The following is a 17,070-nucleotide window of genomic DNA, read 5'->3' as shown; positions in this document are numbered from 1 at the left end:
CACGCTCAAATTGGCCGGCACTCAGTTAGTTTTCGGGGGCGTCGGCTGGCCGGGCAGCTTGTTGTGCCACCTGCCGTATTCCGATGCCAGTAACCGACGTGGCCATTCACCATACCAGGGCGTGCCGGTTCGGCGCTCGCGTTCGATCTCGCTCAGGTTGTAGCGTTTGACCGCGTCACGCCCAGCAAATACGGGGCGATCGGTGCCGATCTCGTAGTGGCGTGCCCAAATCGGAGGTGCGCTCTCGTCCGAAACGACGACCGTGTCAAAATCAGCGCTATGTCGATCGAACTCTTCCACGGGCGCTGCTACCCGCTGCACGCGGATACCCGACAACTTCGCGCGATCGAGCCACTCGACGGCGGCATCGACGGCCTGAACGATCTGGCTGTCCGGCTGCTCGATACGTATCAGGAAACGGACAATCGCGGTGGTTTCTTGCGGGCAGCACGAGGCCAATTCGAACGTGCGGGCAGTGGCCGCGGCAAAAGTTGTCTCGTCATGTTGCTGGCACCAGCCTGTGCGTGTGCCATCGGCCTGGATCTGGCATTTCAAAATGCAGGCGGTGCCGCGCGCCACGGCGTCACGCGCGCTTTGGCGGCGAATGGCGTCGAGCCACGACCAGTGAGGCAGGCCATCCGCGGCATCCTTGAGCACATTCAAAATGCCGATCGTCACGCCATCATTGAAAGTAATGTGGGCTGCGTACCCGGTGGGGTCAGGATAACGCTGCGGAAAGCCGCCGTTGGCGAGCTGTGTGCGCAGCATGAAATCAAAACCGCGTAAACATGCATCGCGCCAACTCTCGTCACCCACCAGCGTGTAGGCCTGTGCCAGGTAATCGACCTGGGTGTGAATGTTGTAATTGTCGAACGACGTATCGGTCCGATCGCGTGTCGCGCCAATGGCAGCGATCTGTTCCGGCGTTAGAACTGCAAGGTAGTCGTAATCCTTCGGCCAGCCACCATTCTCACGTTGAAACACCAGGATATTGCCAACGATCTCGGCCACCTGCGATGGGGCGTATGTTGGCTGGTCGGGGAGGGCCTGAATCACGCGACTGTTGTCGCGAATCTTTCGCCAATGATGCGCACCATCGCGAAATCCCCTTACATCGATCTCGGCCGGCTCGGACGCTTTGGTACCTTCAATCAACACGACCCAGTCGGCGTCGGGATCAGCGGGAGGCGGACCCAGCTCCCGCCGCGCGCCCCCCGTGACTTGCGCGACAGGTCCGACGAACTCACCCCGCGCAGGATGGAACCAGCGTTGCGTGGCGGTTCCCTTCAAGTCGGTCAAATCGAGCGTGCCCGTGGCCGTGCATGTCGGCAGATAAACGGCATACACGGCACCGCGCTTGCCAAAAACCTGTGGGCCGAGCGGGACGGTTTTTCCCTTGCCAACACCAACAGCAAATGTGGCTGCGTCGGCAGACAACTGGTCGGCCGGTTCCATTTCCCAAAACGGCAGATTCTCCTCCATGAAGTGACGCGCGTTCCATAGGTACTTCCATAACTTCTCCCGCTCGGGCGTCTTAAAGCTGTCGGTGCGCAACAGGTCGTCGAGAATGAATTCGATCATGCCGCCCGAGAAATAGGTGGGCCAGATTTTCTCGCGGCGATGCCCTTCGGCGTCGTCAACAGGAATGTGCGACGCACGCTGCCCCCGATCGAGCGTGAATTCATCCAGACTGATCGGCAGCGGCCGGCCGGCTCGTTTGGTCTCGCTGCGAAGCGCCTCGGTCACTTCGTGGATCGGTCGGTGATTCAACTGAACCGAAGTCAGGCTGAACCGGGGATCGCCAAACGTGAATCGCAGCTTCTCGACAGGATCGCCGGCGCTATGCACCGTGATCGGATGATCGTAGGGATCGATTGCGCGTACGTAATCAGCAAATTCACGAATTCGTTCGGGGCCGAAGTCGAACTGCAGGTTGTATTCCTCGCAGAGATTCCACTCCAGCGCCAGGTGATGGCCGAAGCGGGCGATCATCTCGCGATAATAGAGCTTACGCTCCAGCCCCAATTCGCCGTCGTCCAGCTCGCGCTTATTGGCCTCTTCCGCCTCGTTGAACACGATGTGCAGAAAAATTCCCAGTCGCTGGGCATGTGCGAACACAATCTCCCATTGTGCGAGCTTGCCGACGTCATAGTGCAGGTTGTCGTTGTCGGGACTCCCCTTGGAATTGATCGGCCCGATCCACGGCCAGACGTCCTTGCCGTCGCCGCCGATGTTCATGGTCAGAAAATAGATGCTGTTCACGTGCTGTTTGGCCAGGTAGTTGAGAGCCCCGACCAAACCGTGCCCGCGGCCTTCGCCCCACTCTGGATCTCCTGCGCACCAATCTTCGACGTGGGCCGCGTACTTGTGTTTGCCCGGCGTGTTGTCGAAATCCTGATAGCCCAACAGATCCTCGGGTTCATCGGTGCCGCCGCGAATCCAGTACGGTCCATCGGCGAACTTCAAATAGAAGTTGTCGGCGTACCGCAGCCGGCCCCACTTCGAAAAGCCAGCTGCATTTGGATCGCGCGGTGCCACGTCGAATGTGCCATTCAAATTCGGTAGCGCGAGCTGCTGGCCGGCGTCAGGCCGAATGTCGATCGCCACGTTCGGGCCTCCCCGAAATTCGCCCTGGTACGTCCACTTACCCGGAGCATCCGGGGTGAATCGCACGCGCCATACATTTCCTTGCGGCCCACCACGGCCATCGCCGTCGAAGAAGCCGGGAACGTCGTAGCGCTTGTTATCGGGGCCGGTGAATACGACCTGCAGGCGAATGTCCTTGAACGGATTCGGCGCGCTGTCCGTCGCCGCAGCCGTTGGGCCGTCGAGCGTGATTGTCATCGGCTGCCATGTCACGTGCGTCGCTTCGACCTTGGGCGTGAACACCTCGGCCGTGACAGGCGTGCCGGCGGCAGTGATGAGCTTTAATCTCTTATTCAGGACCGAATCTGCCTTGCCGGGATCGAGCGGGCCCCAATCGGCTTCCGAGGCCACGACGACAAAGTTCAAGCCCGGCAGCAGCACCGAGCAGTTTCCGCGATGCCCAACCGACATCACGGTATCTTGGGGAGCGTCGGGCCAGGTGAGCGCCGGTCCCTGTTGTTGCCCGTGGTCATTGAACCACCAATTGAAGCCGTAGATGCCGGGGCCTGACTTCGAGAAATGGCTCGATTCGCCGCCGTAGCTTCCAATATTCAAATAGTCGTTGGTCTTCGCCTCTTGGCTGACGGGCAGGTCCGGCGGAACTTGCGGCCGCATGTTGTCATCGAAGTAAGCGCGCGGAAGCACCTGCGCGTCGTTCCATCTGCCCCGATTGAGCCAGAACCACGCCACGCGAGCGAAATCGCGCACCGAGGCTGACATTCGACGCTTCTTGTTGAACGTAAAGCCATCCTGCAAGCCCAGGGCGCCGAAACGATGCTCTTCATGAAACACATCCGCCGCCGGCCCGTTGAAGATTTTGTCGAACACGGTCAGCTGATAGAGTTGGATGGCGTAGTCGTTGTAGGCCCAGGCTTTGCCGGGTTCCTCGGGGCGCGCGTAACCGCTGGTCATGCTGGCCAGTTGTCGCAATGTCATGGCCCGATCCTTGGGGGACAGCTCCCAATCGAAATCGGCCACCGGTTGATCGAAGCTAGTGATCTTTCCCTCCTGCAGCGCAAACATCAGCAGAGTCGAAAGGACAGGCTTGGCCGACGAGAACCAATCACTGCGCTGGTCCTGGGCACCCCAAGTCTTGACGACATAGCCGTTCTTGATTGCGCAACCCCGGCTCCCTAAGGCCGCGGCCACGGCGTCTAATCGCGCTGGATCGAGCCCCAACTCTCTTGGATCTTTCGCTTCCCACGTCGCGCCGGGGAATGCGATCTCGTCCCCCCGCCCAACGAGCGAGCCGCTAAAAATAATCACGACCGACAGTGCAACGCGATTTGCACCACGCGCGAAACAGTTCGCCATCAAAGGATTCTCACGAAAGTTAGTTTGCAAAGCTTTAATCGAGGCGCCGGCCCGGCGCTGTGCTCGATCAAATATCATGGCAGGCGAAAGCCACGATTGCCAGATTGCTCGAATCCCGCTGACCGCAAAGCAGTGCGGAGAGGCAGACGGCGAAAATCCGAACGACGATGAGCAAAGTGCGCGAGCGAGGTTTGCTACGTATTCTGGACTAGAGAACGAGGTTCATCGTCCTCTATATATTGCGGATTCTTTCCGTCATAGAATTCAGAAGTCCGCGATCGGTCGCTAAGATCACACCGATTAGCAGCGTTTGATGTAGATGAACTGCATCACTTGATAAGTTCGTTCCCCCTGCAAGGACATGACGGTGAATCCCTCGTTCACGGCTGTTAGCCGAACATTGGCAAGCTTCGACGTGGCGTCGGACACCTATGCCACGCAGTTTGTCGACGCGCTTCTTTCGGCCAGCCGCAATCTGGGGGCGAGCGATCTGCATTTGACGCCGGTCAGCGATGGCCTCGACGTGCGCCTGCGGATCGACGGTGTGCTGCAAGGGATGGGGACCTATCCGCCGGGCAAATCGACCCACGTCATTACAAGGCTCAAGGTGCTGGCCGAACTATTGACCTATCGCACCGATATTCCGCAGGAAGGGCGCATTCGCGGCCCGGTTTCGGAAGTCGAAATGCGGGTCAGCACATTCCCGACGTTGCATGGGGAAAAGGCCGTGGTACGGCTGTTCGCCGCCGCGGCGCATTACCCATTCCTGGCGGATCTGGGGCTTCCCGGCCCGATTGCCGAACAGCTCAATAATCTGCTGCACGAAACTTCCGGCGCACTCTTGATCGCCGGGCCGGCCGGCAGCGGCAAGACCACGACCGCCTATGCTTGCCTGCGCGAGCTGGTGCGCAGCACGGCCGGTGGTCGAAGTGTTGCCACGATGGAGGATCCGATCGAGGTCGCGCTCGACGGCGTTGCCCAATCGCAAGTGAATATCAAGGCCGGCCTGGACCTGGTGACTGGATTGAAATCGCTGCTGCGTCAGGATCCGCAGGTCATCATGGTGGGCGAGATGCGCGATCCGGTGACGGCCGCGATCGCGCTCCAGGCTTCATTAACCGGGCAGCTCGTGCTTACAACAATTCACGCCGGTAGCGCCGCCGGCGCGATAGGCCGCCTGTTAGATATGGGAGTCGAGCCTTATATCCTGCGATCCGGCATTTTGGCGGTCGTTTGCCAACGCCTGGTGCGCCGCCTGTGTACCTGTGCCGTGCAGAACCCAGACCCGGTGGCCCGACTCGGTTTACCGGTGTCGAAAGCTTGGCTCCCTAATGGTTGCGGCCAATGCCATGGCACCGGCTACCAGGGGCGGGCTTTGCTGGCTGAAATGCTGACGATGGGGCTCGACGGGGTACCGGCCGCGGTCCTGGCCCGGACCGACACGGTCGCGCTCGAGCAGATCGCCACACGCGCCGGCATGGTCAGCCGCTGGCATTGGGCTGCGCAGGCCGTCGAGGGCGGGGTGACCAGCCCTGCAGAAATCCGGCGAGTTCTCGGACTTTCTGATGGAATTGATTCGGCAGCCGGATAGAATCAACGCCGGAAGATCCGGAAGGAGAGGCACGCCTTGTCGACAGCTTCCGTACTATCTGCGCCCGATGTGTCGCTCGACGAGCTAGTCGCGCTGGCCGATGAAATGGCGGCGCTCGCGCGCGCCGGCGTTCCGCTCGAACAAGGCCTGATCGAGGCTGCGAAGGATTTCTCTTCCGGTTCTGGATCGAATGCTCTGATCGAGAATGTTGCGCGTCGCATGCAATCCGGCGAAGGATTGTTGCACATTCTGTCGACGTCGTCTCGCTCATTTCCTGCCGCGTATCGCGCCGTGCTCGAAGCGGGAATCCGCAGCGGTCGTTTGTCTGCAGCGCTCGAAGGAGTTGCCGCCTCGGCGCGGCGCCTGGCCGACTTGCGTCGCTTCGCTCGCAGTGCGGTCGTTTACCCTTTGCTGGTTGCCGCGTTTGCTTATGTAATGTTTCTGCTCTCGCTGTGGTATTTGCAGCCATCGATTCATCAGGCTTACGAAGCCTTTCGCGTTCCTGCCAACTCGTTGAACGATACGCTGGTCCGCTGGGGGCGCACGGCGCTAGTTTGGGGACCACTGTTGCCGCTATTGGTTGCACTGCCAGCGCTGGGTCTTTGGTACTGGACGGGACGTGCGCTGCGGCAGGACGATGGCCTCGCGCGTCAGTTGCTCACTTCGACGCGGTTGGCGAAGTATGGACAGATGTCGGCTTTTGCCGAGATGTTGGCGATGCTCGTCGACCATGACGTCCCCTTGGGTGAATCGATGGTTCTGGCCGCCGACGCCAGTGGCGATGCGGCATTGGGCCGGACAGCCCGCACGATGGCCTTTGAAATTCAGCGTGGTCGCAGCGTCGATGCCGAGCAGGCCGTGGCTGGCGGTATTCCGCCGATGCTGGCCTGGCTGCTCGTGCAAGGGACTTCGCAGTCGGCACTGGTCGAGGCCTTGAAGCGCATCGCCGCGAGCTATCATCGTCGAGCCGCGGCACTCGATGATCGACTACGGCTTTATCTACCGCTGATCCTCGTACTTTGCGTCGGAGGAACGGCGGTCGTGGCCTACGCGTTAACTCTGTTCTTGCCCTGGTATGACCTGTTGTTTGAAATCGCCGGTTCGCCCTGAACGAATCTTTAGCTTGCGTAAGAAGTTCTTTCGGCAGTTCCTATGAATCAGCAACAATTCCAATACAAAGCCGTCAGCGCCGAGGGGCAGCCGGTCGCAGGCCTGATCGAGGCGTCGGATATCGATCAAGCCCTGGCTGCACTGACGGCTCAGGGACTGCGCTCCGCGCAAGTTGTGTTGCGCGCGGCTGCCACACCGGTCGGCGCAACGGCGCTTCGGCCGACAGCAACTACGACGCAACTCTCGGCCGCGGCGCTTGAGCAGTTGGCCGAACATCTGGAGATGCTGGCGAAGTCTGGCCTGCCGTTACCGCAAGGGCTGCGCGTGGCCGCCGAAGAATCGACGCACGCCAACCTGGCGCAGGTTTTGCGTGACCTGGCGAGCCAGGTGGAACTGGGACGTAGCCTCGACGACGTGTTGGCCGCGCAACCGCAGGTTGTGCCGCAGCATGTCAGCCGTTTGATCGAGGCGGGCTTGCGTTCTGGCAAACTGGCCGAGGTGCTGACCGAATCACTCGAGATCGAGCAGGACTCGCGCGAAATGTGGCGCACGGTTCGCCGCGCCGTTTCTTATCCTCTGTTGGTGTTGGCTGCGTACATCGTTGTGCTTGCCGGACTGGCGATATTCGTCCTGCCAGGGCTGGCCGACCTGTTCGACCAAATGCCGGGCTTGCCCTGGACGAGCCACGCGGTGATCTGGTTTACCGGCCAGCGATTGTTTCTGGTGTTGGCTGCGGCCCTGGCCGCCGTTCCGCTCGTGTGGTTGATCCTGCGGGCCGGTTCGCCGGTGCTTCGCTATCGCTTGCTGGCCAAGATTCCGTTTCTGGGACCGATGTTCTACTGGAGCAGCGTGGCCACCTGGACGCGGCTCTTGAGTTTGCTATTGCGTAACGGCGTCGCCGCGCCCGAGGCCCTACGGCTGGCCGCTCGCGGAATCAGGGATGCCAATGTCGCACGCGAAAGCCATCAGATGGCTCGCCTGACGATCGTCGGGCGCAACTTTACGGATGCGCTGGCCGCGACCAGCCATCTGCCGCCATCGCTGGTACCGATTGCCCGTTGGGGAGAACAGGCCGACTCGCTGCCCGAGGCCTTGCGCGTAGCGGGCGAAATGCTCGAAAGCCGGGTGCGCATCCGTGCGTTGTTCCTGCAAAGCGCGTTGCCCCCGATGGTGTTTGTCCTGATCGGGATGGGCACACTGGCCATGATGAACGCGTTGCTGGCGCCGATGATTGCCGTGATCAATAGCTTCAGCTCGTGGTAAGGATGACGCACGTGTCCGAAACGACTGCAATAGCCATCATCGTTACGAACGCCATCCTGTTGCTGGCGTGCCTGCTGTATCTGGCGCGCGGCAGCCTACTTGGGCTGTTGGCGATCGGGGCGCGCCTGTTTAGCTGGGTGTTTTTCTTCGCGGCGCTCTTCGGCATGATGATCCTCATCGGCGGGCCCTTTGGGGTTTTACTCTGGCTGGCAACGGTCGTAATCGCGTTGATGGTTGTCAGCCGGTATCGTGATGGTGAGCGGCAGATGTTGCTTTGGTCGCTGGGGCTGGCCGCGGAAAAGGGAATTCCACTGCCGGCCGCGGCGCGCGCTTTTGCGGATGAACGAGGTGGAAGCATCGGTCGCCGCGCAGCGCGACTGGCCACGGCGCTCGAACAAGGCATGTCGCTCGATGTGGCGATCAAGACCGCCCGGCTGCGGCTTCCTCCGGCGGCGGACGTGGCCGTACAGACTGGTTCCGAGACGGGCTCGCTGGCGACCGCGTTGGCCGGCGCTTCCCGTGCCTCGGCATTCATCGAGACGACCACCCGCGGCGCTGCGTCACAGGTCATTTACCTGGCATTCTTCGTCCTGATTGCCGCCGGCGTGGTCACGTTTCTCATGGTCAAGATCGTGCCCGAGTTGATTAAGATTTGCGACGGCTTCGGGATGCCGTTGCCCGGCGTGACGATTTTGGCAGTGAATCTGTGCTACATGTTCACCACGCCATTTACGATCGTTGTACTGCCGCTCTTGATTTTGGCGCTGTTGTACGCTGTGGGGCGATACATCGGCTTTGTTCGCTGGGATCTGCCGTTGATGCGCAAAATGACACGACGACTGGACGAAGCGATCGTGCTGCGGTCTTTGTCTACGGTTGTCGAACACGAACATTCGTTGCCCTCGGCCCTGGATTCGCTGGCCCGCATCTATCCGAAGCGTCACGTGCGCAAGCGGCTACAAGCGGCTCAGGCGATGATCGCCCAAGGGACCGATTGGTGCGATAGTTTGCAAGCCGCGGGGATGCTGCGGCCGGTCGAGACCTCGGTGCTAAAATCGGCCGAGCGCGTCGACAATCTTCCCTGGGCGTTGCAGGAGATGGCCGATCGGCAGGTGCGACGCTTCACGACGCGATTGAACACCCTGTTCGGGCTGGGCTTTCCGCTGGTGCTGCTGATCATCTCCGCGGTGGTATTAATGGCGGCACTGGTGGTGTTCGCTCCGATGACGACACTGATCGAAAGAATGCAATGAGAGCTGCGCGACGCGGAACAACATTGATCGAGGTTTGCACGGCCCTATGCATGCTGGCCGGAGCGTTCGTTGGCACTGCGCAACTGCTCACCGTCTGTGCGCGGCAGCGTGTGGCAATCGATCGGCAATTCGTTGCTCAGGGCGAGGCAGCGAACGTCGCCGAGCGCGTCGCGGCGATGCCGTACGAAGAAGTGGACAACGAAAATCTGGAAAAGCTCTCGCTGTCGCCACAAGCCCAGGCTCTGTTACCGGAGGGCAAATTGAGCATCGACAGTTCTGAGAAAGCAGCCTCGGCCGTTTCGCACAAGCGTATCGCGATCACGGTCTCGTGGATGAATCCCACGGGCGTGGAACGTGACACCCGGCTAACGACCTGGAAGTATCCAGACTCCATGCATAAGCAGCCATGACGCATCGAATCACCATCGTTGAGCCGTCGAAATCGCGGGCGAGTCGCCGGCGCCTTGCAAGCCAGCGCGCCGCTGGCTTTACGCTCGTGGAAGTGGTGGTCGCAGTCAGCATGGCTTCGGCTGTCATGGGTGGAGCCGCGGTGTTGTTGCAAGGCGTCTGGCGTGTCGAGCGGTCGACACGTCATCACGCCCAGAACCTGGCTGCCGATTATCGGCTGGCCGAGGCATTTCGCAGCGATGCCCACCAGGCACAAGTTGACGCGCTACAGCAACTTGCCCAGGTCGAAAGCGCGGACAAGATTGTGCTTGCGCTCGAGGACGGTCGCACGATCGAGTATTCGGCCGGCCCGGCCCAAGTCGAACGCGTCGTAAAGCGCGGTGACGAAATCGCGGGTCGCGACACATTTTTGTTGAAGCCCAGTTCCACCGTACGTTGGCAAGCGCGCGCCGAGGACGCTCCGATGATTTCGATGCTCGTTTGTGCGCCGCTTGGTTTTGAGCAATTGGAACTGGCCGAGATCCGCACGACGCGCACCGACGCTCTGGTCGGGAAGTGGACCAAGCCATCGCCCCGTGGAAAAGAGTAAGCCAATGTCGTCGCCGTGCAGAAACACGAACGTCGCAACGAGTCATCGGCAACATACGAACCGAGGCGGCGCAACGCTGATCATGGTGATGGTCTGCCTGGCCGTGGCCCTGGCTGCCGTGCTGGGCATGTTGCGCAGCGCGATCGTCGAACAGCAGCAGCTGCGCACCCAGCGGCAGAATCTGCAAGTGGTTCGCTTGGCCGAGGCAGGTGTCGATCGCGCCCATGCGCAGCTCAGTCGTGCGGCCGACTACCAGGGTGAAACTTGGGACGTGCCGGCCAATGAATTGAGCTCGATCGATGCGGCCGCGGTCACGATCACGGTCAAGCCTGTCGCCGATCATCCTGATCAGCGCAGCATTCACGTGCAGGCCGACTATCCCAACGATCCCGTCCGCCGAATTCGTAAAACGCTCGAGACGACCCTCGTCCTCGATCAAAAGGAAGAGCAACGATGAATCACTTTCACGATAATACTCTGCAACGGCTATCGGTGACGCGGACGACTGCTTCGCGGCGCAGCCGTTGCCCGAGAGGCTTTACGCTGGTCGAGTTGCTGGTGGTGATCGCCATTATTGGCGTCATGGTCGGAATGGGATTGCCGGCGGTGCAGGCCTCGCGCGAGTCAGCTCGACGCACCGAATGCACGAGCAACCTGGCCCGTCTGTTGATGGCGGTACACAGTTACCAGTCCGCTCATGCCTTTCTTCCGTCCGGCACGCTCGACGCGCAGGGACCAATTCGCAGCGAACCGCAAGGATTTCATCAAAACTGGATTGCGCAATCGCTCCCGTATCTGGACGAGATGAACATATACCGGCACATCGATCACAAGCAGAGCGTCTATGCCCCGGCGAATGCCGCCGTGCGGCAGATTAGCCTGGCGGTTCTGCGCTGTCCCTCGGAAGGCACTGATGCGGCCAACAATTTCGGCATCAGCTCCTACGCCGGATCGCATCACGACGTGGAAGCGCCGATCGACGTCGACAATCATGGCATCTTTTTCCTCAATAGCCGCCTGCGCGACGAGGACGTGCGCGACGGCCTGGCACACACCATATTTCTGGCTGAGAAGCGCGTCGACGCGGACGACCTGGGCTGGATGAGCGGCACCCGCGCAACGCTGCGCAATGCCGGCACGCCGATCAACGGAGCGAGGGTCACGGCGCAAGCCCCGACACCGAATCCGACCGCACCGACGCCGGCTGACGAAGCTGCAATCGCGCCCGCGGCCCCAAACGCGTCCGCACAACAGGTCACGCCGGACAATGATGCCGAAACCGACGCCACGGAAGCAGTCGACGGCCAGGTGGGACAGCCCGCCGTGATACAGCCCATTCAGACGCCGGTCGTCGTGACGGTCGATCCTCTCTACGTGGGCGGTTTCAGCAGTGCTCATCCGTTGCAAGCCAACATCGCGTTCGGCGATGGCAACGTGCGCCTGCTGTCGACATCGATCGACCCGCTCGTTCTCCAGCAACTCGCCCATCGTGACGACGGCAAATTGCTGAACGCGCTGGATAGGTGATCTGACGCCGGTGAACTCCGTACCGCTCGACTGACTCGCACCAGGGGGCCAGTCAGCGGCGCTACATGCGGGTGACGTACGGCAAATCGACTACGACCTGCGTTCCCTGCCCGAGCGCGCTCTTAATGGCGCATTGACCGCCGACGATGCGGGCTCGCTCGGTCATGCCCCCCAGGCCGTGTGTTCCCTTGAGGCGATGGGTCGGCATGAAGCCGACGCCCCAATCGCGAATCTCTAGATGCACCCGGTCACCGCGGCGGCCGATTTCGACGCGCACGTTTTTGCTGCGGCTGTGCTTGCCGACATTCGTCAGCGCCTCTTGCGTGATGCGGTAAATCGCTTCCTCGATTTTGGGATCCATACGGTCGAGTTCTTCGTCTCTGACGAACTCGACGTGTACGTGGGCTCGGTCCTCCTCATGAATCAGGGTTTCGAGCGCTGCCACCACGCCCAGGTCGTCCAGAACGGGAGTGCGGATGCCATTGATCAGACGACGCCCTTCGGCCACGGCCTTTCGTAGGGCGTCGGTCACGCCGCACAGCGACTCGGCGGCCAGAGGATCGGACGGCTTCGGCAGGGACTCCACCTGCATGAGCGCACCGGCGATGTATTGAATCAGTCCGTCGTGGATTTCGTACACCACGAGTTGCCGCTCGTTGTCCACGCTCTCAAGCGTCCTGCGCAACAAATCCTGCTCAGCCAGCAACGAGTCGACGGCCTTGCGCCGCTCGGTGATATCGGTCGTTATGCCGCCCACGCCGGTAATTCTGCCATGTTCATCCGTAATGGGAAACTTCACCGTGACGAACACTTTTTCGTCTTCCCCGTCCGGCAGAGGATCTTCGAATTCGGTCGGCATTCCCGTTTCGATCACCTGGCGGTCGACTCTGGCGAACTGATCGGCGATCGCCCGCGACATGTGGCTGGACCTGGTCATTGGCAGCAGGTCATAGTTGGTGCGCCCCACGATCTGTTCGTTGGTAACGTCGTAAACTTGCTCCCAGGCGCGATTCACAAGAACGTAACGGCCCTCCAAGTCCTTGAGCGAGATCACCGCCGGTGAGTTATCGAGAATCGAACGCAGTCGCGCCTCGTCGGCGCGGATAACGTCTTCCACGGCCTTGCGGTCCGTCAGGTCGACAATCGTGCCGACATAACCGTTCACTTCGCCACCGTCGTCCGTCAAAGCCATCACCGCCGCTGCCACCCAGCGAATTCCCGTGCGCGGGTTAACGAAGCGAAACTCATTGGATTGGTTGATTCGATTGCGGGCTGCCTCGTGCCATTCGCGAACGACGCGCTCCTGATCGTCGGGATGTAGAAACCGAGCCCAGCCGTCTCCCAGAGCTTCTTCGGCGCTCGCTCCAGCGATCGCGCGCCAGGCGTCGTTAACAAACAAACAGCGGCCGATCTCATCGGTATGAAAAATCCCCACCGGGGCGAACGTGGCCAGCTTGCGAAACCGTTCCTCGGCCCGGCGTAAAGCTTGCTCGGTCTTCTTGCGTTCGGTGATTTCCATCACCGTGCCGATGAACCGTGCGGGCCGGCGGGCTGCCCCCTCGCCTGTGAAAAATACCTGACCTTTTACGACGAACCACCCCACGTTGCCGTCCGGGCGCAGCAGCCGGCACTCGATTTCGTAGCGGCCGGTGCCGGTTGGATTGAGCGCTTTTTGCACGGCCTCTTCGGCTCTCTCCCGGTCGTCGGGATGGATCCGATCGAGGTAGGAAACGTTGGTGACGTCCCTATCCGCCGGCAAACCGAACATGACTTTGGCACGGTCGGACCAGTTGCGTTCGCCGGTGATGGGATTGAAATCCCAGGTGCCGATCTGCGCCGATTCCACGGCCATGCGCATGCGTTCTTCACGCTCGGTGACGGCCAATTCCGCCGCCGCGCGGCGATCGATCTCGGCAGCCAGGCGTTGCCGGTGCTCGCGCTCCGCGGTCTCGGCTCTGCGGCGTTCGGCGATCTCATATTCCAATTGCTCTTGACGATGGACCGCACGCCGCGACGCCGTGCGGAAGGAATCGATCAGCCATGCGGTCAGAACACCAATCGCGACAAAGATCAGCATGCGGATCTGCAAGGTTCGAGGCATACCTTGCAGTCCGGCCCGCATGAGAATCATCGTGGTGACCATTGCCGAGCTGAGGCCCGTTGCGATCACTCCGGCCGACATGCCGCCAATCCGGGTGGCTGCGACGACCGCGATGAGGTAGGGAAAAAACGGTGCGTGTACGTCCAAGCATTTCACGAAGACGTAGAACCGCACAGGCATCGTCAATAATGTTGCGACGAAAGCCACGAGCAACGCCTGAATGAAAGCCCGGAAACGATTCATGCAAGACGATGAGAAGGAATAAATGGCCGAGAACCGGCAGCGAAGCACGTGCAACTTCGCCATTTTCGCATAACCGGCGTCGGCGGGGTATAGGCCGTTACGATGATTTGTCTGCCTGATTTCACAACTTAAACACTGTTCGCTGCTCGACGTCATAAACCTCGCAAACAGGGGGTGGGCCAACCGCCGGGTCTTATCGCGACCGCCCGTCGGCTTGTTTAGTTCGTCGCGGGCACCTAGCCTAATACGTTCCTTGTGACTCACCAGGTTTCGCCGGTTGTAATACTGCATGTCTGAACTCTCCGGCCGATTGATCGCGATCGGCGATATCCACGGCTGCGTACACGCGCTGGAAGCCTTGATCGAGACGATTCGTCCCGCGCCCGGGGATCAACTCGTTCTGCTGGGGGACCTGATCGACCAGGGGCGCGACAGTTGTCAGGTACTCGACTACGTTCTTTCTTTGAAGCATCGCTGCTCTGTGATTGCCATCAAGGGAAATCACGAAGAGATGCTGCTGGCAGCACGAAATAATGAACAGGCATTGCGGTACTGGGAGAATTGCGGCGGGGTGTCGACGCTTAATTCCTATCGCTTTGGCGGCTCGCTCGATGTCATACCCGAGCGGCATTGGCAGTTGTTGAGCGAAGCCGTGGACTATTATGAGACGGACGAATTCATATTTACGCACGCCCATTACGTTTCCGAATTGCCCATGCAGGAACAGCCTGAGCATCAGTTGCGCTGGGGATTGTTCGATCCGGCCGAACTGCGGCCGCATGTCTCGGGCAAGACTGTGATCGTTGGGCATACCGAACAAGAGAATTCGGAAATCTGCGATCTGGGTTTCGCCGTTTGCATTGACACCGCCTGCTGGCGGCACGGCTGGCTGACGGCGCTGGAAGTGCGCAGCAGGGACTTCTGGCAAGCCAGCCGGTGGGGATTGCTGCGCGACCCGGACGAGCCCACGCATCGCGGTATGCTGGCCCGCCTCGCTCAGTCCGCACATGCGCTGTGAGCGCAAGTCGTGTGTCTGGGGCATCGTCAGCAGAAGGTGCCTGGCGACAGTGTTGAGGACTAGGGACGCGGATCGCTATCCCAACTGTTGCCAGACGGAAATGCCATCTCTCATATCCGATGGCATGCCGAACAGTTTGGGATGTAGCAGCCCGGCCACGATTTCCAAACTGTCGACGATGCGCGGTCCCGAGCGATTGAAATAAGCGTTCCCGTCCAGGGCATACACGCGTCCGTCGCGCACGGCCGCCAGGTCGTGCCAGCCTGGTAGTTTGAAGAATGAATCGGCCTCGGCCACTGCCCTTGCCAGATCGAAGCCGCACGGCAGGACCAGGATGACTTCCGGATCGAACGCTACGAGGTCCTGATATTCACTGTAGGTGCTGTGTTGGCCTTTGTGTGCAAGTGGTTGCACACCTCCGGCCAATTCCAACAGCTCGGGCATCCAGTTACCGGCCAGCATCAAGGGTTCGATCCATTCGATGGCTGCCACACGCGGACGTCGGTCGCGCGAGACGGTCGCCGATTTTTCCCGAACGGCGTCCACCCGTTTTTGAAGAGCGGAAATAAAGCCTTTCGCGGTATCGACGGTGCGTGTCGCTTCGCCGATGCGATCGACGTCCGCAAAGATATCGGCCAGTGTCATCGGGTTGAGGGCAACGACGCGCGTTGCATGCAGTGCGGGCTCGTCGCGCACCATTGCCAAGACGTCTTCGTACTTCACGGCGCAAACATCGCACTGGGCTTGCGTGACGATCAGGTCAGGGGCCAGCCGGACGAGCGTTTCCACGTCGATGCCATATAGGGGTTGGCCGGCAGCCAGCCGCTGACGAACCTGGTTGTCGATTTCGCCGCTGGTTGGTGCCGCGACATGGCTGGTCGTGACGCGGGGCTTGCCGGCTACGGTCGATGGGAAATCACATTCGTGACTAACGGCCACGACCCGCTCTCCGAGGCCCAGGCCGTAGAGAATCTCGGTGCCGCTGGCCAGTAGCGAAGCAATGCGGCGCGGGGTGGAAGCATTGTCCACGTTCTACCTCTGTGGCTGCTGCACTTCTGTAGCTGGCCTCTTTGAGGCCGGGACTTTCGTCTCGACTGCGATCTGCGCACAATGATGGCAGGAACGTCCTAGGTGAGCCAGCCCTGCCGATTGAGCCGAGACAAATCACGATGAACCTTGCACGTTACCGATGGTGCGCCGTCTCATGCTTTCTACTGCTGGCCACGGCCAGTCCAGTCCGGGCTGTAGACGTCGTTTGCCATCGCGGGGCGAACGAATACGCGCCGGAGAACACTTTGGCGGCGGCCGAGTTGTGCATCGAGTGGGGCGTGGCCTACGTCGAAATTGACGTCCGCACCAGCAAGGACGGTGTTCTGTACATCCTGCACGACCCGTGGGTGAACCGTACCACGAACGGGAAGGGCTTTCTTTTCCAACTGACAAGCGACGAAATCGACGCCCTGGACGCCGGCAGTTGGTTCGATAAGAAATTCGCCGGCGAAAAGGTGCCCCGACTCGAACCCTACCTGCGGGCGATCAAAGGTCGCATCAAGGTTTACTTCGACGTCAAGCACGCCGACCTTCAGCAGCTGATCAAGCTGGTCTACGATGTCGGCATGGAAAAGGATTGTTTCTTCTGGTTCGATCGGGTGGAAAAGGCGATCGAGTTCCGCGAACTCGACAAGCAATTGCCCCTGAAAGTCAACGTCGGCAGCGTAGACGACGTGCGTGAAGCGGCCGATCGCTATCACGCCAATATCGTCGAAACGTCGCTGCGCGCCATGACCGACGAACTGGTCGAAGCGTGCCGGGCCAGAAATCTGAAAATCATGATCCTGCAGACTAAAAAGGATCCCGCCGCATTTCGCCAGATCGTGGAGCGCCAGGCCGATCTGGTGAACCTTGACCACGGCGATGTGTTCTTGAAGGTCGAGCGGGAAATGAAGGAGCAGCCGGCTGCGGCCGGATTGGGCGGAAAATAGGCGCGATTGACGTGCTTGAAGGCCG

Annotated in this window: 13 protein-coding genes; 10 read left to right on the top strand and 3 right to left on the bottom strand. The window is 60.5% G+C overall.

Going from position 1 to position 17,070, the window contains the following annotated elements; genetic code table 11:
• Positions 1 to 21 precede the first annotated feature (21 nt).
• Positions 22 to 3,960 (bottom strand): pectate lyase, encoded by a 3,939-nt coding sequence (gene pelA / locus VGN12_14565; GenBank protein HEY4310669.1) that lies wholly within the window; start codon positions 3,958 to 3,960, stop codon positions 22 to 24.
• A 367-nt stretch (positions 3,961 to 4,327) separates the two neighbouring features.
• Here pelA and VGN12_14560 point away from each other — a divergent pair, with 367 nt between their 5' ends.
• The 8 genes from VGN12_14560 to VGN12_14525 are packed head-to-tail and all read left to right on the top strand — an operon-like array spanning position 4,328 to position 11,701.
• Positions 4,328 to 5,551 carry a GspE/PulE family protein gene (locus tag VGN12_14560; protein HEY4310668.1) on the top strand — a complete coding sequence of 408 codons (1,224 nt, stop codon included), beginning with the start codon at positions 4,328 to 4,330 and terminating at the stop codon, positions 5,549 to 5,551.
• A gap of 36 nt (positions 5,552 to 5,587) precedes the next feature.
• Complete coding sequence (locus VGN12_14555; protein ID HEY4310667.1) at positions 5,588 to 6,661, top strand: type II secretion system F family protein; 1,074 nt, start codon at positions 5,588 to 5,590, stop codon at positions 6,659 to 6,661.
• Positions 6,662 to 6,703: 42 nt separating this feature from the next.
• The gene (locus VGN12_14550) at positions 6,704 to 7,924 is read left to right on the top strand and encodes a type II secretion system F family protein (protein HEY4310666.1); all 1,221 of its coding nucleotides are present in this window, start codon (positions 6,704 to 6,706) and stop codon (positions 7,922 to 7,924) included.
• 11 nt (positions 7,925 to 7,935) lie between these two features.
• Positions 7,936 to 9,177 carry a type II secretion system F family protein gene (locus tag VGN12_14545; protein HEY4310665.1) on the top strand — a complete coding sequence of 414 codons (1,242 nt, stop codon included), beginning with the start codon at positions 7,936 to 7,938 and terminating at the stop codon, positions 9,175 to 9,177.
• Positions 9,174 to 9,587: a hypothetical protein gene (locus VGN12_14540; protein HEY4310664.1), complete on the top strand. Its 414-nt coding sequence runs from the start codon at positions 9,174 to 9,176 to the stop codon at positions 9,585 to 9,587. Before VGN12_14545 ends, VGN12_14540 begins: the two co-directional genes overlap by 4 nt.
• Positions 9,584 to 10,174 carry a prepilin-type N-terminal cleavage/methylation domain-containing protein gene (locus VGN12_14535; protein HEY4310663.1) on the top strand — a complete coding sequence of 197 codons (591 nt, stop codon included), beginning with the start codon at positions 9,584 to 9,586 and terminating at the stop codon, positions 10,172 to 10,174. Before VGN12_14540 ends, VGN12_14535 begins: the two co-directional genes overlap by 4 nt.
• Before the next feature lie 4 nt (positions 10,175 to 10,178).
• A complete protein-coding gene (locus VGN12_14530) occupies positions 10,179 to 10,631 on the top strand; it encodes a hypothetical protein (GenBank protein ID HEY4310662.1) in 453 nt (150 codons plus the stop codon).
• Complete coding sequence (locus tag VGN12_14525; protein HEY4310661.1) at positions 10,628 to 11,701, top strand: DUF1559 domain-containing protein; 1,074 nt, start codon at positions 10,628 to 10,630, stop codon at positions 11,699 to 11,701. Before VGN12_14530 ends, VGN12_14525 begins: the two co-directional genes overlap by 4 nt.
• A 61-nt stretch (positions 11,702 to 11,762) precedes the next feature.
• On the opposite strand, the gene VGN12_14520 is transcribed toward VGN12_14525, so the two are convergent.
• On the bottom strand, positions 11,763 to 14,009 hold the full coding sequence (locus tag VGN12_14520; GenBank protein HEY4310660.1) for a PAS domain S-box protein: 2,247 nt from the start codon (positions 14,007 to 14,009) through the stop codon (positions 11,763 to 11,765).
• 325 nt (positions 14,010 to 14,334) lie between these two features.
• Between VGN12_14520 and VGN12_14515 the strand changes: the two genes are divergently transcribed.
• Complete coding sequence (locus tag VGN12_14515; GenBank protein HEY4310659.1) at positions 14,335 to 15,063, top strand: metallophosphoesterase family protein; 729 nt, start codon at positions 14,335 to 14,337, stop codon at positions 15,061 to 15,063.
• 75 nt (positions 15,064 to 15,138) lie between these two features.
• On the opposite strand, the gene VGN12_14510 is transcribed toward VGN12_14515, so the two are convergent.
• Positions 15,139 to 16,092: a cobalamin-binding protein gene (locus tag VGN12_14510; protein HEY4310658.1), complete on the bottom strand. Its 954-nt coding sequence runs from the start codon at positions 16,090 to 16,092 to the stop codon at positions 15,139 to 15,141.
• 140 nt (positions 16,093 to 16,232) lie between these two features.
• On the opposite strand from VGN12_14510, the gene VGN12_14505 reads away from it, so the two are divergent.
• Entirely contained in the window at positions 16,233 to 17,045 is an 813-nt protein-coding gene (locus VGN12_14505) for a glycerophosphodiester phosphodiesterase family protein (protein HEY4310657.1), read from the top strand.
• Positions 17,046 to 17,070 lie beyond the last annotated feature (25 nt).

The organism is Pirellulales bacterium, from assembly GCA_036499395.1.
Classification (GTDB): Bacteria; Planctomycetota; Planctomycetia; order Pirellulales; family JACPPG01; genus JACPPG01.
This window is presented reverse-complemented; position numbering and strand designations above follow the sequence as displayed.